At 71.1% G+C, this 19,885-nt stretch carries 22 protein-coding genes; 14 read left to right on the top strand and 8 right to left on the bottom strand.

Annotated features, from left to right (window positions below; translation table 11 throughout):
* Positions 1 to 126: 126 nt before the first annotated feature.
* The 4 genes from ASE68_RS03675 to ASE68_RS03690 all read left to right on the top strand — a co-directional run bounded on the left by ASE68_RS03675 (position 127) and on the right by ASE68_RS03690 (position 6,380).
* On the top strand, positions 127 to 2,388 hold the full coding sequence (locus ASE68_RS03675) for a DUF2510 domain-containing protein (protein WP_055855263.1): 2,262 nt from the start codon (positions 127 to 129) through the stop codon (positions 2,386 to 2,388).
* Between the two features lie 197 nt (positions 2,389 to 2,585).
* Positions 2,586 to 3,092: a MarR family winged helix-turn-helix transcriptional regulator gene (locus ASE68_RS03680; protein WP_055860625.1), complete on the top strand. Its 507-nt coding sequence runs from the start codon at positions 2,586 to 2,588 to the stop codon at positions 3,090 to 3,092.
* A 71-nt stretch (positions 3,093 to 3,163) separates the two neighbouring features.
* Positions 3,164 to 3,646 carry a dehydrogenase gene (locus ASE68_RS03685; protein WP_235480751.1) on the top strand — a complete coding sequence of 161 codons (483 nt, stop codon included), beginning with the start codon at positions 3,164 to 3,166 and terminating at the stop codon, positions 3,644 to 3,646.
* A gap of 250 nt (positions 3,647 to 3,896) precedes the next feature.
* The gene (locus ASE68_RS03690) at positions 3,897 to 6,380 is read left to right on the top strand and encodes a M1 family aminopeptidase (RefSeq protein WP_055855266.1); all 2,484 of its coding nucleotides are present in this window, start codon (positions 3,897 to 3,899) and stop codon (positions 6,378 to 6,380) included.
* A 99-nt stretch (positions 6,381 to 6,479) separates the two neighbouring features.
* Here the strand turns inward: ASE68_RS03690 and ectB are convergent, their stop codons facing one another.
* The 5 genes from ectB to ASE68_RS03715 all read right to left on the bottom strand — a co-directional run bounded on the left by ectB (position 6,480) and on the right by ASE68_RS03715 (position 11,598).
* A complete protein-coding gene (gene ectB, locus ASE68_RS03695; protein ID WP_055855267.1) occupies positions 6,480 to 7,757 on the bottom strand; it encodes a diaminobutyrate--2-oxoglutarate transaminase in 1,278 nt (425 codons plus the stop codon).
* Between the two features lie 133 nt (positions 7,758 to 7,890).
* Positions 7,891 to 8,340, bottom strand: a complete 450-nt coding sequence (sufU, locus tag ASE68_RS03700; protein ID WP_055855269.1) for a Fe-S cluster assembly sulfur transfer protein SufU — start codon at positions 8,338 to 8,340, stop codon at positions 7,891 to 7,893.
* Complete coding sequence (locus tag ASE68_RS03705; RefSeq protein ID WP_055855271.1) at positions 8,337 to 9,626, bottom strand: SufS family cysteine desulfurase; 1,290 nt, start codon at positions 9,624 to 9,626, stop codon at positions 8,337 to 8,339. The genes sufU and ASE68_RS03705 overlap by 4 nt, the downstream gene beginning before the upstream one ends.
* Positions 9,627 to 9,816: 190 nt before the next feature.
* Entirely contained in the window at positions 9,817 to 10,626 is an 810-nt protein-coding gene (locus ASE68_RS03710) for an SGNH/GDSL hydrolase family protein (protein ID WP_082461963.1), read from the bottom strand.
* 3 nt (positions 10,627 to 10,629) lie between these two features.
* Entirely contained in the window at positions 10,630 to 11,598 is a 969-nt protein-coding gene (locus ASE68_RS03715; RefSeq protein ID WP_055855272.1) for a hypothetical protein, read from the bottom strand.
* A gap of 61 nt (positions 11,599 to 11,659) precedes the next feature.
* On the opposite strand from ASE68_RS03715, the gene ASE68_RS03720 reads away from it, so the two are divergent.
* Positions 11,660 to 12,199, top strand: a complete 540-nt coding sequence (locus tag ASE68_RS03720; RefSeq protein ID WP_055855274.1) for a GNAT family N-acetyltransferase — start codon at positions 11,660 to 11,662, stop codon at positions 12,197 to 12,199.
* Here ASE68_RS03720 and ASE68_RS03725 read toward each other — a convergent pair.
* The 3 genes from ASE68_RS03725 to ASE68_RS03735 form a co-directional block, all read right to left on the bottom strand.
* Entirely contained in the window at positions 12,153 to 12,728 is a 576-nt protein-coding gene (locus ASE68_RS03725) for a GNAT family N-acetyltransferase (RefSeq protein WP_055855276.1), read from the bottom strand. The two genes, ASE68_RS03720 and ASE68_RS03725, sit on opposite strands and share 47 nt — an antisense overlap.
* 68 nt (positions 12,729 to 12,796) lie before the next feature.
* Positions 12,797 to 13,087: a DUF4287 domain-containing protein gene (locus tag ASE68_RS03730; protein ID WP_055855278.1), complete on the bottom strand. Its 291-nt coding sequence runs from the start codon at positions 13,085 to 13,087 to the stop codon at positions 12,797 to 12,799.
* Positions 13,088 to 13,145: 58 nt separating this feature from the next.
* Positions 13,146 to 13,547, bottom strand: coding sequence for a cupin domain-containing protein (locus ASE68_RS03735; RefSeq protein WP_082461964.1), 402 nt, complete (start codon positions 13,545 to 13,547; stop codon positions 13,146 to 13,148).
* Positions 13,548 to 13,629: 82 nt separating this feature from the next.
* Here ASE68_RS03735 and ASE68_RS03740 point away from each other — a divergent pair, with 82 nt between their 5' ends.
* The 9 genes from ASE68_RS03740 (at position 13,630) to ASE68_RS03780 (ending at position 19,793) form a co-directional block, all read left to right on the top strand.
* A complete protein-coding gene (locus tag ASE68_RS03740) occupies positions 13,630 to 14,619 on the top strand; it encodes a DUF5937 family protein (RefSeq protein WP_055855280.1) in 990 nt (329 codons plus the stop codon).
* Positions 14,620 to 14,901: 282 nt separating this feature from the next.
* Complete coding sequence (locus ASE68_RS03745; protein WP_157421531.1) at positions 14,902 to 15,309, top strand: hypothetical protein; 408 nt, start codon at positions 14,902 to 14,904, stop codon at positions 15,307 to 15,309.
* Positions 15,310 to 15,506: 197 nt separating this feature from the next.
* Positions 15,507 to 16,244 (top strand): hypothetical protein, encoded by a 738-nt coding sequence (locus ASE68_RS03750; protein WP_157421532.1) that lies wholly within the window; start codon positions 15,507 to 15,509, stop codon positions 16,242 to 16,244.
* Positions 16,245 to 16,278: 34 nt separating this feature from the next.
* Positions 16,279 to 16,854, top strand: coding sequence for a hypothetical protein (locus ASE68_RS03755; RefSeq protein WP_055855285.1), 576 nt, complete (start codon positions 16,279 to 16,281; stop codon positions 16,852 to 16,854).
* 28 nt (positions 16,855 to 16,882) lie between these two features.
* A complete protein-coding gene (locus ASE68_RS03760; RefSeq protein ID WP_235480752.1) occupies positions 16,883 to 17,491 on the top strand; it encodes a signal peptidase I in 609 nt (202 codons plus the stop codon).
* On the top strand, positions 17,488 to 18,129 hold the full coding sequence (locus ASE68_RS03765; RefSeq protein WP_157421533.1) for a hypothetical protein: 642 nt from the start codon (positions 17,488 to 17,490) through the stop codon (positions 18,127 to 18,129). The genes ASE68_RS03760 and ASE68_RS03765 overlap by 4 nt, the downstream gene beginning before the upstream one ends.
* A 67-nt stretch (positions 18,130 to 18,196) precedes the next feature.
* On the top strand, positions 18,197 to 18,571 hold the full coding sequence (locus tag ASE68_RS03770) for a helix-turn-helix transcriptional regulator (RefSeq protein ID WP_055855289.1): 375 nt from the start codon (positions 18,197 to 18,199) through the stop codon (positions 18,569 to 18,571).
* Positions 18,568 to 19,002 (top strand): SRPBCC domain-containing protein, encoded by a 435-nt coding sequence (locus tag ASE68_RS03775; RefSeq protein WP_055855291.1) that lies wholly within the window; start codon positions 18,568 to 18,570, stop codon positions 19,000 to 19,002. Before ASE68_RS03770 ends, ASE68_RS03775 begins: the two co-directional genes overlap by 4 nt.
* Positions 19,002 to 19,793: an SDR family NAD(P)-dependent oxidoreductase gene (locus ASE68_RS03780; RefSeq protein ID WP_055855292.1), complete on the top strand. Its 792-nt coding sequence runs from the start codon at positions 19,002 to 19,004 to the stop codon at positions 19,791 to 19,793. The genes ASE68_RS03775 and ASE68_RS03780 overlap by 1 nt, the downstream gene beginning before the upstream one ends.
* Positions 19,794 to 19,885 lie beyond the last annotated feature (92 nt).

Genomic DNA, 19,885 nt, shown 5'->3' on the forward strand with positions numbered 1-19,885 from the left:
CCGGGCGCGCATTCCGGCCACCGAGGGGACGGCTTTCGGCGGAGCGGCGGGCGCGCCCACCGCCGAGACTCGTCCTCTCGCGTGGCGGTCTTTTGCGCCGGTGAGGGCACGTAAACTTGCCCGACGATGGATGAGCAGCCGACACCGCCCACGCCCGAGATTCCCGCAGCCTGGTACCCCGACCCCTCGGGTGGCGCCGGACAGCGCTGGTGGGACGGCACGAAGTGGACCGAGCACGTGCACCCCGCGGGTGCGGATGCCGCGCCGAACGCGGCGTCTGTCGCTGGCGCGACCGGCGGCGAGGCGGCCGACGGCACGGCGCCCGCACCGAAGCGTTCGCGCCGCGGCCTCGTCATCGGGCTCATCGCCGGCGGCACCGCGGTGCTGCTCGTCGCCGGAACGGTCATCGGCCTGAACGTGGCCGGGGTGTTCGGCGGCGACGACCTGACCACGGTCGGCGGCTACGACTACGCGGCGCCGATGCTCGACCTGGAGCGCGACCACGAGTTCGAGTTCCGCGCCGCCTACGACCTCGAGGCGAAGGCGAGCGAAGTCGGGGCGGAGGAGTTCGACACCGACTTCGCCTTCGAGGTGTTCACGGATGCCGCGCTCAGCAAGCACGCCCCGATCATGGTGAATCAGTGGAACGACACGGTCACCATTTCCGCTCAAGAGGACGCCGAGGCCCGTTACGCCGACAGCGACGCGTTCGAAGGCCGCGAAGCGGAGAGCCCCCGCATCCGAGACGTCGGCGAGGCCTACGGCGCCTGGGGCCTGAACGCCACCTACTACCTCGTGCAGCACCTCGACGAGCAGGGCGCCGAACTCGATCGCCCGCGTGTCACCCCGTTCACCGTGCAGCACGAGCTCGAGGCGCCGACCGTGACCTTCGCCACCGACGGCGGCACGGGCAACCTCAGTGTCGCCTGGCAGGCGGTCGAGGGAGCGAGCAGCTACCTCGTCGTGGCGTCGTCGACCAACGGCAACACGCGGGAGATCTCCGTCGTCGGCGAGACCGACGGCGAGACGACCTGGTCGACCACCGATGCCGTGTTCGACATGAACGAGGGCAGCAAGGCGACCTGGGCGATCGAGCAGAACGTCGGTCTGCAGCTCTTCGACCGCAGTGCCGACGAGCTCGAGAACGACGCCACGGCGTACCAGATGGCCGAGCTGCTGCGCAGCGCCGAGTTCGATCTCGGCGTGATCGCGACCGACGGCACGTCGTACTCGCCGTACATCTCGTACGACGGGCTCTCGGTGGCCGGCGACCTGCCCTTCACACGGGCCGAGGGCGCCACCGACGAGCTGTACCCCGACCGCATCGTCGGCGTCGCGAACCTGCAGTCCGTGCCGACGAAGTTCGCGTTCACCTCGCTCGACGGGGCCACGCGCCAGAGCGTCGCGTACGCCGACCCCGCCGCAGTCGTCGAGTACCCCGACTACTCCGCCGTCGGCATCCGGGGCAAGGGCACCGACCTCGGCATGTGGCTGAACCTCGAGCGCGGAGTCGACGTCGCGGCCGAGATCGCCGCGTTCAACGCGCGCGCTGAGGCCGAGGCGCCGACCACCGGTGGCGGCGTCGAGCTCGTCTCCGCCCCGGTCGACGAGATGATCGACCAGTTCGAGCCGTCGACGACGGCTCCGGCGACCGATCTGCCCGTCGTCGCGAGCAACGACTTCACGCGCTACCTCGCCGCGAACCTCATCGACCGCCAACAGGCGATCGACGTCTCGGCGTACGTCGGCGCGCCCGGCATGCCCTCGCTCGACGACGCGATCCAAGAGGCCACGGAGCAGAACCCCTACGTGGTCGGCGTCGACGGCTACGGGGCGAGCGACGGCATCCTCTACGTGACCTACACGGCCTCGGCCGACGACCTCGCCGCGAACCGCGATGCGACGTATGCGAAGGCGCAGGAGGTGGTCGCCGAGGTGATCACCGACGGCATGGGCGACGCCGAGAAGGTCACCGCGCTGAACGACTGGATCACGGCGAACGCGGAGTACGACTACGAGGCGCTCGCCGCGAAGGAGGCCCTCGGCTCCGTCCCCGACGCGGAGGCGGCGGCCTGGCAGGCCTCCGGCGCGTTGGTCGACGGCTCGGCGGTGTGCGCCGGGTACGCGTACGCGTTCGAGGCGCTGGCCCTCGAGGCCGGGCTCGACGCGGTGGTCGTCACCGGTGACGTCACGGCCGGCGGTCGCCACGCATGGAACAAGGTCTCGATCGACGGCCGGTGGCTCGCGGTCGACACCACCTGGAACGACGACGAGGCGGCGAACCAGTACCTCATGATCACCGACGCGGAGTTCACCGGGCCGGCCGAGCGTACCGAGGACATCTTCTGGATGCAGGACTCGCGCATCGGCGACTACGCGGCGAAGTAGCCCACGAGCGCGAGTGCTCGCCGAGTGGTCGATTCCGGCTGACTGCGTCGTCCCGATCCAGCCGGAATCGACCACTCGGAGCGATGCGATGGCGCGTCGCGGGGCGGCAGGGCGGATGCCGCGGCATCCGCTCATCGCTCGCATCGCCATCGTGCCCGGCGGGCCGGCCGCCCGCGCCGTTCGCTACTGTCGAGAGCGTGAACCCCAGACCGAGCGAGCGCGACGACGAGGTCGACCTGCTGATCGACGCCTGGTCGCGGCGGCTGCCCGACGCCGACCTCTCGCCGCTCGACGTCATGTCGCGCCTGCGTCGGGCGGCGAACCGGCTCGCGAAGCTGCGCGCGGAGGCCTTCAAGGCGGCGGGGCTGGCCTCGTGGGAGTTCGACGTGCTCGCGGCCCTGCGCCGGCAGGACGAGCCGCACGAGCTGAGCCCGGCGCACCTCATCGCCGCGACGATGATCGGCAGCGCCGCGATGACCAACCGGCTCGACAACCTCGCCGTGCGCGGACTCGTCGAGCGCCGCCCGAATCCGCGCGATGGGCGCAGCGTGCTCGTTCGCCTGACGGCCGAGGGGGCGACCCGAGTCGACGAGGCCATGCGCGGCCTGGTCGCTCGCGAGGGCGTCGAACTCGAGGCGCTCACGCGCGACGAGCAGGCGACGCTCGCGCGACTGCTGCGCCGGCTCGCCGACGACCCGACCTGACCGGATCGGCGCCGACTTCCACATGCGGCCCCGAACCCGCGACAATGGGTGTGACGCAGGAGGAACGGGCGATGACTGACCAGACGGATGCCACGACGGGCGATCGTGCCGGGGGTGCGAGCGCGAGCCGATCGGCCGCGCCGACGCACGAGCACGTGCATGCGGTCGAGGGCTGCCCAGAGTGCTTCATCGAGCTGCAGCCCGACGGCGAGTGGTGGAAGGCCAGGCCAGAGGGCTCGCGCCTGGTCGGCCTCGTCGTCGCACGCCCCGACATGCCGTCGGTCACCGAGCAGCGCGACGGCCTCGCCGCGTTCGGCGTCGCGATCTTCGACTTCCGGCACCCGGCGCCCGAGAGCGTCGAGAACTGGGAGCAGCGGCTCGACCGGTTCTTCGGCACCCTGCGCTCCGGCGACGTGCTCGTCGTCGCCAACCAGCACGCGCTCGGCCGCACCGTCGACGAGGAGACCCGCACGATCGGGGCGCTCCGCCGCCGCGGCATCGTCGTCAAGGTGCTGAGTCACGGGGCCCGGCACCTCGCCGACGCCGAGGCCTGAGCTCCGAGGCCTGAGCTCCGAGGCCTGAGCTCTCGGAGTCTGATCTCTCGGTGCCCGAGCTCTCGACCATGACGATCGAGCCCTGCGGCTCCTCGATGCACTGAGATGCGTCGATCACCGCACTTTTGCAGCTTTTCACACCTTCGAGCAGCATTCGCGCAACGTAACCGCTATCCGAGCGAAATACGTCGCCGATAGGTTGAATGCACCGGACGGCCCGAAGCGTGGCCTCTGCGATGAAGGAGAGCTGATGACATCCCGACCCCTCTCAGGCACCCGCAGGAGGCGACTCGTCGCGCTCGCGGTGCCCGGCCTGCTCGCGGCAGCGTTGCTCACGACGGCACCGGCCGTCGCCGCATCCGCCGACGAGCCGGTAGACGGCGCGCGCACCTCGAACGACCCGATGTTCCCGAACGTCGGCAACGGCGGATACGACGCGCTCGACTACGACGTGTCGATCGCGTGGACCCCGGACGCAGCGCAGTCGGGCTCCACGATCGCCGGCACGATCCAGGCCAGCAGCACGATGACGGCGAAGGCCGCGCAGCCGCTGAAGAGCTTCTCGCTCGACTTCGAGGGGCTCGAGATCGACTCGGTCACCGTCGACGGCGTTCCCGCCGCGTGGACGCGCGAGGTCGACCCCGCCGCCATCAAGTACAAGCTCATCGTCACCCCGGCGACGCCGGTGAGCGGCGACTTCACGGTGACGGTCGGCTATCACGGCGCGCCCAGTTCGCACACCGACCTCGACGGCTCCTCCGAGGGCTGGAACCGCACCGCCGACGGCGCGACCATGCTCGGCCAGCCGATCGGCTCGATGGCGGGCTACCCGCACAACAACACGCCGGCCGACAAGGCGACGTACACGTTCACGCTCGACATCCCGACGATCCTGAACACCGTCGCCGGCACCGCGCCCGGCACGGCCGCGGCGGTCAGCAACGGCGAGCTCGTCTCGAAGACCCCGTCCGCCGACGGCGCGCGCACGACCTGGGTGTGGGAGCAGACGAAGCAGATGGCGTCGGAGCTCGCGGTGGTCTCGATCGGTCGATACGACGTGATCGAGTCGCAGGTGCAGCTCAGCGACGGCAGCACGATCCCGTCGTGGTCGTTCATGGACTCGGCGCTCTCGGCCGCCAACAAGAACACGATCCGCACCCGCGAGGCGCAGTTCGGCACGATCATCCGCAACCTCGAGACGCTCTACGGGCCGTACCCGGGCAAGAGCACCGGCGTGATCGTCGACACGGTGCCGAGCGGCATCAACTACGCCCTCGAAACGCAGGACCGGTCGTTCTTCCCGTCGGCCGGCTCGGTCGGCGGCAACACGCTCATCCACGAGTTCGTGCACCAGTGGTACGGCGACAACGTGTCGCCCGTGACCTGGACCGACATCTGGATCGGCGAGGGCATGGCGACCTGGGGCCCCGCGTTCTACAACACGACCGAGGGCTTCGGCACGGGGGCGACGCCGACCGAGACCACGTACTTCAACTCGTGGAACAACTCCGCCCCGACGAGTGCCAACTGGGCGACCGCTCCGGGCGGCCAGATCGACTCGGGGAACCTCTACGGCTACCAGACGTACACGCGCGGCGCGCAGTTCTGGGCGGCCCTGCGGGTGGCGATCGGCGACGACGCGTTCTTCGAGCTCATCGAGGAGTGGCAGGTGCGCTACGCGGGTCAGAGCCGCACGGGCGCCGACCTGAAGGCGCTCGCCGAGGAGATCTCGGGCCGCGACCTCACCGCGTTCTACACCGACTGGATCCTCGAGCCCGGCAAGCCGGCCTGGCCCGAGAAGCTCACCGCAACCCTCGCCGGCTCCCCGGCGACGGGCACCGTTCGTGCCGGCGACGTGGTCACCTACACGCTGTCCGCGACGAACACCGGCCGGGTGCCGCTCGCGACCTCGGTCGTGACGGTCGACCTCACGGGCGTGCTCGGCCAGGCGACGATCGACCCGGCCTCACTGCCGACCGGCGTCACGCTCGACGGCTCGACCCTGACCTGGGCGGTGCCGGCGACCGCGGTCGGCGCGCCGGCGGCGACGGTCTCGTTCGGTGCGACCATCTCGGCGGCCGCCGCGGGCGGCCCGCTCACGGCCACGGCGAAGGTCGCGACCCTCGGCGGCACCTGCGTCGACTGCACCGCGACGCTCGACGTGGCACGCGACACCGAGCGCCCGACCGCGAAGCTCGTCACGCCGACGACGGCCGGGCCGTTCTCGTCGCTCTCGGTGCGGGTCGATGCGACCGACAACGCCGGCCTGCAGCGCATCGTGGCGAACGTCTACCGCGACGGCACGCTCGTGAAGAGCACGCAGACCGCGGTGGCCGGCGGCGCGAAGACCGGCACCCACACGGCGACCGTGCAGCTGCCCGACGGCAACTACACGGTCAAGTACAACTCGCAGGACCGCGTGGGCAACATCTCGGCGACCTCGACGTTCGCGTTCACCATCGACGCGACGAAGCCGACGGCCACGGTCAAGGACGGCGCCTCGTTCACCGTGGCGACGGGCGGGTCGTACGACCTCGTGAGCTACAAGCTGTACGACGCAGGCAAGGTCGACCGGGTCGTGATCAACGGCGTGGTCAAGGACCTGACCGACAACCAGTGGTCCGACGTGAACTTCCTCAAGCCGGGCGTCTTCGGCGCGGTGAAGGGGCAGAACACGATGGTCGTGCATGATGTCGCCGGCAACACGCAGACGCTGGTGTTCACGCTGAACTAGCGCGGCGCACCGCACTTGCGAAACGATGAGGCCCCTCCGTCAGGAGGGGCCTCATCACGTCGGGCGTGGTGCGCTGGTCTCGGTACGGCGCCGGCGCGCCTACTCGACCGGCGAGGCGAGTGCGGCCGCGAGGCTCTCGCGCACGATCGCGAGGCCGGCCAGCAGCTCGTCTTCGGAGATCGTGAGCGCGGGCAGGAACTTCAGCACCTCGTCGTGGGCGCCGGAGGTCTCGATCACGAGGCCGCGCGTGAACGCCTGCTTCGAGATGCGGGCCGCGAGGCCGCGGTCGGCGTCGCAGGCGAGGCCGTACATGAGTCCGCGGCCGCGCACCACGAAGCCGAGCTCGGGGTTCTCGGCGGCGATGCGCTCGAGCTCGGTGCGCAGCAGCGCCGACTTGGTGGCGACGTCGTCGACGAGCGCCGTGTCGGCCCAGTAGTTCTCGAGGGCGGCGCGGGCGGAGACGAAGGCGAGGTTGTTGCCGCGGAAGGTGCCGGTGTGCGCGCCGGGCTTCCAGACGTCGACCTCGGGGCGCAGCAGCACGAGCGACATCGGCAGGCCCGAGCCCGAGATCGACTTCGACACGGTCACGATGTCGGGGACGATGCCCGAATCCTCGAACGCGAAGAACGCGCCGGTGCGGCCGACGCCCGCCTGGATCTCGTCGAGGATCAGCAGGATGCCGCGGTCGGCCGTGATCGCCCGCAGGCGCTGCAGCCACGCGGCGCTCGCGACGTTGATGCCGCCCTCGCCCTGCACGGCCTCGACGATGACGGCGGCGGGCAGGTCGACGCCGGAGCCCGGGTCGTCGAGCATCTTCTCGAGCAGGTCGAGGGTGTCGACATCGGCCCCGAGGTAGCCGTCGTAGGGGAGGCGGGTGATGTTGTCGAGCGTGATGCCCGCTGCGCCGCGGTAGTGGCTGTTGCCGGTGGCGGCGAGGGCGCCGATGCTCAGGCCGTGGAACGCGTTCGTGAACGCGACGACGTTGGTGCGGCCGGTCGCCTGGCGGGCGACCTTGAGGGCGGCCTCGACGGCGTTCGCCCCCGTCGGGCCGGTGAACTGCAGCTTGTGGTCGAGCCCGCGGGGTTCGAGCACGAGGCGCTCGAACGCCTCGATGAACGCCTTCTTGGCCGAGGTGGCCATGTCGAGGCCGTGGATGATGCCGTCGCGCTCGAGGTACTCGATGAGCGCGCGCGTGAAGAGCGGGTTGTTGTGCCCGTAGTTGAGCACGCCGGCGCCGGCGAAGAAGTCGAGGTACTCGCGGCCGTCTTCGCCCACCAGGGTCGAGCCGACGGCGCGATCGAACACGACCGGGAAGGCGCGCACGTACCCGCGCACCTCGGATTCACGGCGGTCGAAGACTTCGAGTGCGTCGCTCATGGCAGGCAGGACCTCTTTCTGTTCGGCGTCGGCGGTGAGAGAAGCCTAAGCCTCCCGGCTGGGCGTCGGCGCCGAGGCAGTCGGCGCCGAGGCATCCGTCGCCGCCTGCAGGCCACCGCACCCGCGCCGGTCGCTACGAGCGAGCCTCGGCCTCGACGAGGCACGCCTCGAGGGCGACCCACGAGAGCATCGCGCACTTCACGCGCATGACGTACTTCGAGACGCCGTGGAAGGCGATCGCGTCGCCGAGCAGGTCTTCATCGGGCTCGCCGGCACCCTGCGAGCGCAGCATGGCGCGGAATCCGTCGATGAGCTCGCGCACGTGCGCCGTGTCGGAGCCGACGACGAGCTCGGTGAGCGCCGACGCCGAGGCCATCGAGATGCTGCATCCGTCGCCCTCCCAGCCGAGGGCCTCGACCGTCGTGCCGGATGCGTCGAGGCGGATGCCGAGCGTGATCTCGTCGCCGCAGGTGGGGTTCAGCTCGTGATGCGAGGCCTGCGGGTCGGCGAGGGCGCCATCGCCGACGCGACGCTTCGAGTGGTCGAGGATCAGCTCCTGGTAGAGCCCGGAGAGGTCGCTCATGCGCCGGCTCCGGTCACTCCGAAGAACGCGCGCACCTCGGCGAGGGCGGCGGTGAAGCGGCGAACCTCGTCGGCGGTCGTGTACACGTAGGCGCTCGCGCGGGTCGTGGCGCGCAGGCCGAGGCGGCGGTGCAGCGGTTGGGCGCAGTGATGCCCGACGCGAACGGCGATGCCCCGTGAGTCGAGGAACTGGCCGACGTCGTGCGCGTGCACGCCGGGCACGTCGACGCTCGCGAGGGCGCCGCGCTCGACGCCGGCCGCGCTGCCGACCAGGCGGATGCCGGGGATGCGCGAGACCTCGTCGACCAGCAGCTCGGCGAGCTCGACCTCGTGCTCGTGCACGCGGCGCATGTCGAGCCGCTCGAGGTAGCGCACGGCCTCGGCGAGGGCGACGGCCTGCGACACCGGCTGGGTGCCCGCCTCGAAGCGCTGCGGCGACGGCAGGAACTGCGCCGACTCCATGGTCACGGTCGTGATCGTCGATCCACCGGTGCGGGCGGGCGGCAGTGCGTCGAGCAGGTGCTCGCGGCCGTAGAGCACGCCGATGCCATTGGGGCCCAGCATCTTGTGCGCCGAGAAGGCGGCGAAGTCCACGCCGAGCGCGGCGAAGTCGGTCGGACGGTGCGGCACCGACTGGCAGGCGTCGAGCAGGACGAGTGCGCCGTGGCGGTGGGCGAGCTCGACGACGTCGGTCACGGGCGCGATGTGGCCGGTCACGTTCGAGACGTGGGCGAACGCGACGAGCTTCGTCTTCGGGCCGATGACGGATGCCGCGTCGTCGATGTTCCACGTGCCGTCGTCGTGCACCGGAATCCACCGCAGCGTCGCACCGGTCTTCGCGGCGAGGCGCTGCCACGGGATGAGGTCGGCGTGATGCTCGGCCTCGGTCACCACGATCTCGTCGCCCGCGCCGAGCCGGAACACGTCGGCTTCGGGGCTGCCCAGGCCGGCTGCGGCATCCGCCATGCCGAGCGCGACGATGTTGATCGCGTCGGTCGCGTTCTCGGCCCAGACGATCTCGCGCTCGCCGGCGCCGACGAAGGCCGCGACGGTCGCCCGAGCGCCCTCGAAGGCGGTCGTCGAGGTGCCCACGAGCGTGGAGGCACCGCGGTGCACGGCCGCGTTCGCGTGCTCGAGGAACGCGCGTTCGGCGTCGAGCACCTGCACGGGCCGTTGGGCGGTCGCGCCGGAGTCGAGGTACGCGAGCGGGAAGCCGTTGAGCTCCTGCGCGAGGTACGGGAAGTCGCTGCGGATGCTCGCGAGGTCGAGCGGCTCGGACGTCGTCATGGATTCGAAGGTCACGTGGTCTCCTGCACCTGATCGGTCGCGTGGGTTCGCGTGCGCGGTGCACCTCAATTGTCTCGCACTTCGGCCGGGTGTCGCCCGGATCGAGCCAGACCGTCCCGGACGCCCTCTCCGCGGCATGATGTCGCGCGAACGGTCGTGACAGCGCGTCACCGCGACGATTCGCGCGACATCACGGCAGGGGAGGCAGGCGAGCCGGCTCGCGGGAGGCGCCGTCGAGCTGCTCCAGCCGCGCCTCGACGGCCGGGCGGAACACGTCGGCCCAGATGCGGTATCCGCGGTCGTTCGGGTGGAACAGGTCGCCGGCGAACTGCGTCGTGACGCCCCACATGCCCTGCCGGTTCGTGCGGGCGAAGAGCGGGACGACCGTGAGACCCCGTTCGGCCGCCGCCGCCCGGAGCAGGCGGTTCGCGGCCCGCACCTTCGCCTGCGCCGGCGGGAAGTAGAAGCTCGGAAGGTCGGCCACGATCGCGTGGTCGGGCAGCGCCGCGAGCAGCTCGCGGACCTCGCGGTCGAACCGCGCCGGGTCGAAGTCCGCGATGTCGTTGGCGCCGATGCACACGGTCAGCACGTCGGGCCGGAGCCTGGCGAGCACCGGCAGCTCGTCGTCGAGCGCGATGCGCAGCGTCGCCCCCGAGATGCCGAGGTTCACGGTCCTCACGCGCCGAGCGGATGCCGCGGCCATCGTCCGCGCGATGAATCCGACGTAGCTGTGGCCCGGCCGGCTCGCCCCGATGCCCTGGGCGGCCGAGTCGCCGACCGCGACGTAGAGCAGCTCGCCGGGGCCGGCCCGCTGCTCGCGCCAGTACGCGGAGTTCACCGGGATCGCTTCAGCCAGCGCGGTGCTCCAGTGGTGCCGGCGCCGGGCGAGCCACCGCCACCACAGGGTGATCGCACCGGCGGCGCCCGCAATGCCGAGGGCCGCGAGGCCGACGGCGCGGGCACGACTGCGCCGCGTCGGCACGACGTTCGCCGGTCGCACGCGCTACGCGGTCGTCGGCCGGTCGCCGCCCCCGGGCCTGGCCCACTCGAGCACGCGCAACGCCCGCAGCGTGTTCCACGGGCTCGGAGACCCGGCCGGGGCGTCGATCGCGAAGAACACGGCGCCGTTCCACGGGTCGCCGGCGTTCCAGCGGCCGTCGGCGCCACGATGCTCGAGCAGCAGGTCGACGGCGGGCGCGAGGCGCGGGTCGGGCGCCGTGCCGGCGGCGAGCCCAGCGGCCCGGAAGTGGTCGAGCGAGCGCAGCACGTCGTACACCCAGTACGGAGGGAAGATGAAGTTCTCGTAGCGCTCGCGCACGATGCCGCCGGTCGACTTGCGGCGGTAGAGGTTGCGTTCGAGCAGGTACTCCTCGCCGCGGTGGCGGGCCTCGATCACCGCCGCATCGGTCGCCTCGCCCACGGCGAGCTCGTAGGCGAGCAGCCCCTCGAGCACGCAGAGCGTCGAGTCGAACGACGAACGGCTCGACTCCTCGGGCGGCTCGCAGTTCCACCCGCCGTCGTCGAGCTGCCCGTCGAGGAGGAGCCCGATCATGCGGTCGGCGCCGTCGCCGAGCACGCCGAAGTATGCGGACGCCGCGAGCACCCCGCCGTTCACGCACGCCTCGACCTCGCCGTCGAAGAACGACAGGCGCTCGTCGAAGCCGCGGAACTCGACGCCGTCGCGAACGCGCGCGATGGCGGTGCGCACGGCCGCGGCATCCGGGTCGACGCCGAAGAAGCGGAGCGCCTGCAGGGTCCACATCACGCTGCGGCGGTCGCCGTTCTGGCCGTACTCCTCGCCGCCCCAGTAGCCGTCGGTGGTCTGCAGGTCGAGCAGCCGGGCACCGTCGCCCTCGACGGCGACGCGGGCGCGCTCGGCCGCCACGGCCTCAGCGGGCTCGCCGGTCAGGTCGCGCAAGACCTGCCAGCGCACGGAGGGGTCGGACTCGAGCAGCCAGTCGGTGACATCCATGGGTCAATGCTGTCGCTCGCGGATGCCGCTGCCAAGGGGTTGCGACGGCAGACTGGAACGCATGCTGACATCGCTCGACCTGCCCGCCGCCCTCGACGCGCGCCTCGGAACGGTGGAGCTGCGGCGCGCGACCGTCGCCGACCTGGACTCGCTCATGGCCCTGCTCTCGGACGACCCGATCAGCGCCTCGCGCGGCGACGTGGCCTCGGCCGACGACGCACCCGCGTACGCCGGCGCCCTCGAGGAGATCCTCGGCGACCCGGGCAACGACCTGCTCGTCGTGGTCGACCCCGAAGGGAGGCTCGTCGGCACGATGCAACTCACCCGCATTCCGGGCATGGCGCGGCGCGGCAGCACGCGCCTGCTCGTCGAGGCGGTGCGGGTGCGCAGCGACCTGCGCTCGTCGGGCATCGGCGGGGCGATGATGCGCTGGGTGATGGAGGTCGCTGCGCCGGAGCTCGGGTCGAGCCTGGTGCAGCTGACCTCGGATGCCGCGCGCGTCGACGCGCACCGCTTCTACGAGCGCCTCGGCTTCGCCGCCTCGCACGTGGGGTTCAAGGTTCGAGTGCCAGGCGCATCAGCACGCGCGGAAAGCCGTTGAGCACCGACGTCGTGTCGGCCGCCTTGCGGAACCCGGCCTTCTGGAACAGCGAGCGCGTGCCCACGTAGGCCATCGTCAGGTCGACCTTCTCGCCCTCGTTGTCGACCGGATAGCCCTCGATCGCCGGGGCGCCGCGCTCGCGGGCGAACTCGACGGCGCCCTCGAGCAGGCGATGCGAGATGCCCTCGCCGCGGTGGCCGGGGCGCACGCGGATGCACCACACCGACCAGACGTCGAGGTCGTCGACGTGGGGGATCCTGCGGTTGCGGGCGAAGCTCGTGTCGGCCCGCGGATGCACGGCCGCCCACCCGACGACCTCGTCGCCGTCGTAGGCGAGCACGCCCGGCGGCGGGTCTTCGGCGCAGAGTTCTCGCACACGATCGCCGCGGGCCGTGCCGGCGAGCGCCAGGTTCTCTTTCGAGCTCACGCGATAGCTCAGGCAGAAGCACACGTTCGCATCGGGCCGCTTCGGCCCCACCATCGTGGCGACGTCGTCGAACACGGATGCCGGTCGTACCTCGATCCCCATGGGGCCACGATTCCACCGCCGACCGACATCCGGAAGGCGCCGCCCGCCCGGGTGCCTCGCGCGTGGCGCTACCGGTCGGGGTTCGTCGCGACGCCGTCGAGCCAGAGCATGTTGCTCGGGTCGCTGTGCGCGGTGCCGGTGCCGACGTGCTTGTCGCTGATCTGCGGACCCTTCGTGATGACGTGCACGAGCGCCATCGCGTGCCCCTGGCCGAGGCCGTAGTCGGCCTTCAGCCACGCGACGATCGGCGCGGACTTGGTGGTCTCGTCGAAGCCCTGCTCGTGTGCGAGTTCGATGAACTTCCTCGGCGTGATGCCGGTCTTCGCCTCGATGTTGTCGAGATATGCCTGGAACGTCATGTTCTTCCTTCGGTGTCTGGACGGTGCGGGGTTTCGGTGGCTCGCGACGGCGCGACGCTCAGTCGGCCCACGTCTGGATGATGACGGGGGAGGCGTGGATGCACAAGACCTTGAGCCGCGCCTCGCCCGCGTTCGTGAATCGGTGCCACACGCCCGTCGGCACGGTGGCCGTGTCGCCGACGCCCGCCGCGACCTGCCGGTCGCCGATGCTGAGCGTCGCCACGCCCTCGAGCACGATCCAGGTCTCGGGGTACGGGTGCCAGTGCAGGTCGGTGCCCTGCCCCGTCTCGTAGTCGACGAAGAAGTACGAGACGCCCGATCCGTGCTCGGCGCCGACGAACCGGCGGGTGCGGCTCGTCGCGGTGATGAGCAGGTCGGCCGCGTGCACGAGATCGGGCACGCCGGACGAGTCGGTCGTCGGCGTGAGCGTGAGCTCGGCCGGAGTCGATGACGTGATCATGGGATGCCTCCTGGTTCGCCGGTGTCGGCTGGTGTTGGGAACAGGCTCCTCCCGGGACATCCGTCGGCGTTAGCATTTCGATGTGGATCGAAACTTCGTCGACTTCCGACTCGCGCCGGGCGACGTGTCGGCGATCAGGTTCGGCGTGTCGCCCGGGCACGAACTCTGCAACGCCGTGCGCGTGCTGCAACGGCCCGAGGAGCATCCGCTCCAGTGGGGGTGGCTTCGCAACGTGAGGGGCCGGATGCCGCGGCAGCCGTTCGAGCTGCTCACGACCGTCATCGGCCCGGAGGGGTACTTCCCCGACTTCTTCACCACGACGCCCACCTGGGACATGCAGCCGGCCGACGAGTTCGCCCGCCTGCGGGAGGTGCCGCCGGAGCTCATGCGGGTCGACCTCGCCAAGGTGGTGATCCGGTCGACGGGGGCCAGGCGCCGAGCCGTGCAGCACCTGCTCGACGATCCGCTGCGCGCCCGGGCGCTGCTCGCCGACGCCTTCGAGGCGATGTGGGAGGCCGTACTCTCGCCGGTATGGGTGCAGCTGGAGCGCATCCTCCGCGCCGACATCGCCGTGCGCGCCCGCCGCATCACGACCGATGGACTCGGCGGCATGGTCGGCTCGCTGCACCGCACCGTGGAGTGGGGCGACGACGCGGTGCGCGTCGAGCTGCGGCTGCACCGCGAGGCGCTGGACTGCCGCGGCAGCGGACTCGTGCTCGTGCCGTCGGTGATGACCTCGCACGGCTGCTCGGTGCTCACCGAACCGCCGGCGCAACCCACGATCTTCTACCCCGCGCAGGGCGTGACCGAGACCTGGGCGCGCGATCCCGGCTCCGCCGCCGCGGCGCTCGGCGCGCTGCTCGGACCGGCTCGCGCGGGCATCCTGCTGGCCGCGCACGCGGAGCGCACGACGTCGCAGGTGGCGTCGGACGCGGGCCTCGCGATCTCGACGGCGTCGCACCACCTCGGCGTGCTTCGCGAGAGCGGCCTCGTCGCCAGCCGGCGCGACGGCGCGCGGGTGCTGCACCTGCGCACGCCCCTGGGTGAGGCGGTGATCGGGGCGGCGCTGTAGCGACCGAAAGGCCGAGTCTGGTCACGGAGCGAGGTCGCGTGCCAGACTGGCCTGAAATCCCGGGGCGGGGGCGTGATGGGTGCGAGCAGGCGTACACGCATCGCAGGATCGAGGCGGCTCACGGCTTCGTTCGCGATCGGCGCGGTGCTGCTCGCCGTCGCAGGCACGGCGGCCACGGCAGCCGCATGGACCGACGCCGACGAGTTCGGCGTCGATGCCGGAGTCTCCGACGGCTTCGACGTGCAGGCGCGTGTGCCCACCTCGTTCAGTCGCGAAGACGCCGTGATCGAGTGGGGCCCGTGGCAGGACCTCGGCCTCCCCGGCGATCCCGACACCGACATCGTCGGAAACGAGCTGATCGCGCTGCCGGTCGTGGGCGTGCAGCCGGGCCTGAACTACGCGGAACCCATCTCGCTCTGCAATGCCGGGGCGGTCGACGTCGAGATCTTCGACGCTGAGATCGCCACGGATGGCGTTCTCGTGGATGCCGCCGACGTCCTGGCCGAGGCGATCGACATCGGCTCGATCATCCCGGCCGATTCCTGCCGGGACGGCGTCGGAGCGCCCCAGCCACTGAACGGCCTCATCCAATTCACGACGAAGGCCGCATGGGTCGATGACGACCCTCTGTCCAATCCCGAAGATCAGATCAGGATCCGGATCTTCTGCCGGGAGGTGGTGGTGCCGTGAGCCGCCCCGAGGACACGCCGCGCGGAGTTCGTCATCGACTCGCCCGCGCGGTCCGTGCGGTGGCGGGAGTCCTCGGCGCCGTGGCCTTGGTGGCGGTGGCTGCGACCGCGTCCCCGACGGCTGCCGTGTGGGAGGACCGCGGCCGCACCGTGCTGCCCGTGAGCGCTGGTGATCCCGCGCCTGAATCGGAGGCGGTCGTGCCGATCACGTCCGGCGCGAACACCGTGTTCCAGGTCGACGAGAACGATCCTGAGACCTGGGCGTGGACCAACAACACGGGTACCCCCTGGCCGGCGGCGCAGGACTTCTGCATCACGTTGCCCGTCAGGACCGACACCACCGAACTCTCCGCCTGGGAACTCGAGTTGCACTTCCCGTTGTCGCCGTGGGACTGGGACGCGCCGTTCAACGCGCAGATGACGTCGCAGATCTACTACAGCGCGAACTACAGCCTGACCCCGGCCGACGACTACGAGACCTCCGGCCTCGTCTACATGCGGCCCGACACGGACATGGGCGAATGGGCGTCGTCAACGGTGACGTACACCGTCGCCTTCTGTGCGCAGACCGGCGAGCCGGCGTACTTTCCGCCCGGGCCGGACACCTACGAGATCACGAGCCTCAGCGTCGCCGATTCGGGAGGCCAGGCGAGGGTGACGCTCGTCGTCACGGGCGTCACCTGGTACTTCATCGGCTACACGGCGACGTTCAACCTGAAGGACCTGTTGGACCAGTCCCTCGCCGACGGTGAGATCACGCAGGCGCAGTACGACGCGTGGTTGCCGACCAAGATCTGGTACGGCCCGGGAGCCTCCGGTGCCACGGGGGCGGACTACAACGTAACGGTCACGCCGTACAACGTGTTCAACACCTACATCAACGAACACGTGCCGATCCTGCTCCAAGTGACCGGAAGCCAGTACGCCGTCGAATGACCATGCGATCGATGAGAAACAGGGGGAACAAGCAATGAGTACGAACACGAACACGAACACGAACACCGGGCCCGGGCGACGCACACGCGTCATCAAGATCGCGATCGCCGGCCTCGCCGTCATCGGCATCGGTGCGGCGATCACGACGGCGGCCTGGACGGACGACGTCTTCTTCGGGGCGGATGCCACGGCGTCGAGCTTCGACCTTCAGGGCGCCGCGAATCCGGCGGGGATCGCGTGCGACGACACGCTCGCCTACGGAGATGTCGGGCTGCCCGGCGACGAGGCCGAGATCGACATCTCGACGGCCGATCTCGACGCACTTTCGCCCGACGAGTCGGTCGAGGTGCCCTTCTGCCTCTTCAACGACGGCTCGCTCGGCGGGACGCTCACCGGGCCTGCGCTCGCGGACATCGTCGTCACGGGAACGCTCTTCGACGGAGGATTCCTCGCGCCGGCCGACATCGACGTCGCCCTCGACGCCACGACCATCACGGCCGGCGGGTACGTCGCCGGCACGATGACCGTCAACACCCCCGCTGACTGGACCGAGGCCGCATTCGGACTCGAAGCGCACATCGCGTTCGTCGTGACGGGCACGTCGGACTGAGCCGGGTCTCGCTGGACGAGGCGAGGTGATGGGGGTCCTCCGGCGGATCGGCGGCATCCTGAGTTGGGTGCTCGTCGCCATCGGCGTGCTCGCCGGCGGGGTGTGGGTCGCGACGACCGCAGGGCTCATGCAGCCGCTCATCGTGGTGTCCGGGTCGATGGAGCCGGGCATCCGGGTCGGCGACCTGCTCGTCGCGGTACCGGTCGCCGCAGAGGACGTGCGCGTCGGGCAGATCGTGAGCCTGCCGAATCCCCAGACGGGCACGCTCGTGACGCACCGCGTGCTCGAGGTGGCGGAGGATGCCGACGGTCATGCCTTCACGATGCAGGGCGATGCGAACGAGGCCGTGGACCCGCTGCCGTACCAGGTCGCGTCGGGCGAGCCCGTGTGGCATCCGGAGCTGACGCTGTCGGGCGTCGGGTTCGTCGTCGACCGGATCGCACGCCCGTCCGTGGCGATCCCCCTGCTGGTCACCGTCGGTGCGCTGATGCTCTTCGCCGCGCTGCCCGGCGGGGTTCGTCGATCGGAACCGGAGCCGGAGCCGGAGCCGGAGCCGGAGCCGGAGTCGGAGTCGCCACCGGAGCCGGAGCCGGAGCCCGATGGTGACGCGCGCCGGAGTGAAGAGGTGCGGCGGTGAGCGCGGCACGCAGGACCCGAACGGCGCCGGTGCGCATGCTGCTCCTCGGCCTGCTGGCGCTCGGCGGCGCGGGCCTCGGGATGCCGCCGCCCGCCGTCGCGGCCGAGCCGCCGCCGTTCGCCTTCGAGCTCCACTTCGCGGACCTCGCACCCGGGGTGCCTCAGACGGAATCGGCGCAGTTCACCCTGCAGCGGGCCGGAGACCTCGTGGCGCTCGAATGGGAGCAGCGATCGGGTGTCTTCACCGTCCTCGGCCTCGGCACCGAGGTGTGCGACGCGACCGGCGCCTGCACCGATCCAGAGGGTGATGCCGTTCCGGTGCCCTTTCCCGCCGGCGCCGTGACCGTGACCGTCACGGCGACGATGAGCGGCGCGGGAGGCGACACGACCGGCACCGCGGTCGGTCGCCTGACGTTCACCGGTCAGGATCCCGCGTCGGGCCCGGGCTCGGGTGCGTTGGGCGGCACCGGTGTGGAGGGCTGGGCCGCGGCGGCATGGGCGGTGGCACTGCTCGCGGTCGGGGCCCTCGCGCTCCGCTCCCGTCGTCGAGGACCGAGTGCCTCACGCGGCGCCGAACCCAGGGATGGAAGCGCGTCCCGGTCGGTACCGAGGGCCGCCGACCCCCGCGAATCGGGTTGAGGCGCGAGCCTCCCGGAGGTATCGAAGGGGGTTGACGCTGCGCCGTGGGAAGCATATATTCACCCACATGGGTGAATATCAACTGGACGCCGTGCTGGGCGCCGTCGCCGACCCCACGAGGCGGGCGATCCTCGACCGCCTCCTCGTGGGCGACGCGAGGGTCACTGACCTCGCGAGCGCGTTCCCGATCTCGCTGAACTCGACGAGCAAGCACATCAAGGTGCTCGAGCGCGCCGAACTCGTGCGCCGTGAGGTGCGCGGGCGCGATCACGTGCTCTCGCTGCGCGCCGAGGCGCTCGGCGACGCGGTCGCCTGGATGGAGCAGTACCGGGCGTTCTGGGAGGAGCGGCTCGCCGCACTCGAGGCGTTCGTGCTGTCGGATGCCGCGATCGGCGATGTCGCCGACGACGACGAGCCCGTCGACGGCGGTGATGCCCGATGAGCGCCGTCGTCACCGTGAGTCGGCGGATCGCGGCATCCGCCGACCGGCTCTTCGACGCCTGGCTCGACCCGCAGGCGCTCGCCGTGTGGATGCGACGCGACGGGAGCGCGGCGTCGACCGCCGTCGCCGACCCGCGCGTCGGCGGGTCGTTCTCGATCACGATGCACGACCCGTCGGGCGAGTTCGTGCACGCCGGGACCTACCTCGTGATCGACCGCCCGCGCACGCTCGAGTTCACCTGGCGCTCGCATGCGACGCATCGCGTCGACTCAGTCGTTCGGGTCAGCTTCGAGCCCGACGGCGACGCGACGCTCGTCGAGGTGCGCCACGAACGACTTCCGGATGCCGAGGCGGTGCGCCTGCACGCCGAGGGCTGGACCGAGATCATGTCCCGATTCGCGGGGCTCTACACGGAAGGGGAGGCGGCCTGATGCTGCTCGAGGGGAAGGTCGCCGTGATCCACGGCGGCGGAGGATCGATCGGGGCGGCCGCGGCGCGCGTGTTCGCCCGCGAGGGCGCGCGGCTGCACCTGGCGGGGCGCAGCCTGCCGAGGCTCGAGGGCGCGGCATCCGTGGTTCGCGAGCTCGGCGGCACCGTCGACATCGACGTGGTCGACGCGATGGACCAGGAGGCCGTCGACGCCCATGTCGACGCGGTCGCCATGCGAGAGGGACGCATCGACATCGCGCTGAACGCCGTCGGGTTCGACCACGTGCAGGGGCTCGCGATCGCCGACACGTCGCTCGAGGCCTACCTGCACCCGGTCACCGGGTACCTGCAGACCAACTTCGTGACCGCGAAGGCCGTGTCGCGCGTCATGGTCGGGCAGGGGAGCGGCGTCATCCTCACGATCTCGACGCCGGGTGCCCGGCTCAGCGGTCGCGGCCTCATCGGCAACGCTGCGCAGAGCGCCGGGCTCGAGGGGTTCTCCCGCGCGCTCGCCGGGGAGCTCGGTCCGGCCGGTGTGCGCGTGGTGTGCGTCCGGCCGCACGCGCTGTCGGACGCCTCGTCGTCGTACACCGCCGGCATGTTCGGACGCATCGCCGACTCGAGCGGCATCACGATCGGCGACTGGTGGGAGTCGCTCGCGAGCACCACGCTGCTCGGGCGCCTGCCAGAGCTCGACGAGGTCGCGGAATACCTCGCGTTCGCGGCATCCGATCGCGCCGCCTCGCTCACCGGGGTCGTGTCGAACCTGACCGCGGGGGCGCTCGTCGACTGATCCGCGAACCGCGCGCGGGATGCGCGAGACGGCCCGGGTGGATGCTCCGCCCGGGCCGTCTCGCGCGTTCGGTGCGCGTTCGGTGCGCGATC

This window comes from Agromyces sp. Leaf222, assembly GCF_001421565.1.
Lineage (GTDB): Bacteria > Actinomycetota > Actinomycetes > Actinomycetales > Microbacteriaceae > Agromyces.

Excerpts from the sequence above, each read along its gene's own strand:
- ASE68_RS03675 (WP_055855263.1), top strand. The coding sequence starts at position 127 with ATGGATGAGCAGCCGACACCGCCCACGCCCGAGATTCCCGCAGCCTGG.
- ASE68_RS03685 (WP_235480751.1), top strand. The coding sequence starts at position 3,164 with ATGACTGACCAGACGGATGCCACGACGGGCGATCGTGCCGGGGGTGCG.
- ASE68_RS03690 (WP_055855266.1), top strand. The coding sequence starts at position 3,897 with ATGACATCCCGACCCCTCTCAGGCACCCGCAGGAGGCGACTCGTCGCG.
- ectB (WP_055855267.1), bottom strand. The coding sequence starts at position 7,757 with ATGAGCGACGCACTCGAAGTCTTCGACCGCCGTGAATCCGAGGTGCGC.
- sufU (WP_055855269.1), bottom strand. The coding sequence starts at position 8,340 with ATGAGCGACCTCTCCGGGCTCTACCAGGAGCTGATCCTCGACCACTCG.
- ASE68_RS03705 (WP_055855271.1), bottom strand. The coding sequence starts at position 9,626 with ATGACGACGTCCGAGCCGCTCGACCTCGCGAGCATCCGCAGCGACTTC.
- ASE68_RS03715 (WP_055855272.1), bottom strand. The coding sequence starts at position 11,598 with ATGGATGTCACCGACTGGCTGCTCGAGTCCGACCCCTCCGTGCGCTGG.
- ASE68_RS03720 (WP_055855274.1), top strand. The coding sequence starts at position 11,660 with ATGCTGACATCGCTCGACCTGCCCGCCGCCCTCGACGCGCGCCTCGGA.
- ASE68_RS03725 (WP_055855276.1), bottom strand. The coding sequence starts at position 12,728 with ATGGGGATCGAGGTACGACCGGCATCCGTGTTCGACGACGTCGCCACG.
- ASE68_RS03730 (WP_055855278.1), bottom strand. The coding sequence starts at position 13,087 with ATGACGTTCCAGGCATATCTCGACAACATCGAGGCGAAGACCGGCATC.
- ASE68_RS03735 (WP_082461964.1), bottom strand. The coding sequence starts at position 13,547 with ATGATCACGTCATCGACTCCGGCCGAGCTCACGCTCACGCCGACGACC.
- ASE68_RS03755 (WP_055855285.1), top strand. The coding sequence starts at position 16,279 with ATGAGTACGAACACGAACACGAACACGAACACCGGGCCCGGGCGACGC.
- ASE68_RS03760 (WP_235480752.1), top strand. The coding sequence starts at position 16,883 with ATGGGGGTCCTCCGGCGGATCGGCGGCATCCTGAGTTGGGTGCTCGTC.
- ASE68_RS03770 (WP_055855289.1), top strand. The coding sequence starts at position 18,197 with ATGGGTGAATATCAACTGGACGCCGTGCTGGGCGCCGTCGCCGACCCC.
- ASE68_RS03775 (WP_055855291.1), top strand. The coding sequence starts at position 18,568 with ATGAGCGCCGTCGTCACCGTGAGTCGGCGGATCGCGGCATCCGCCGAC.
- ASE68_RS03780 (WP_055855292.1), top strand. The coding sequence starts at position 19,002 with ATGCTGCTCGAGGGGAAGGTCGCCGTGATCCACGGCGGCGGAGGATCG.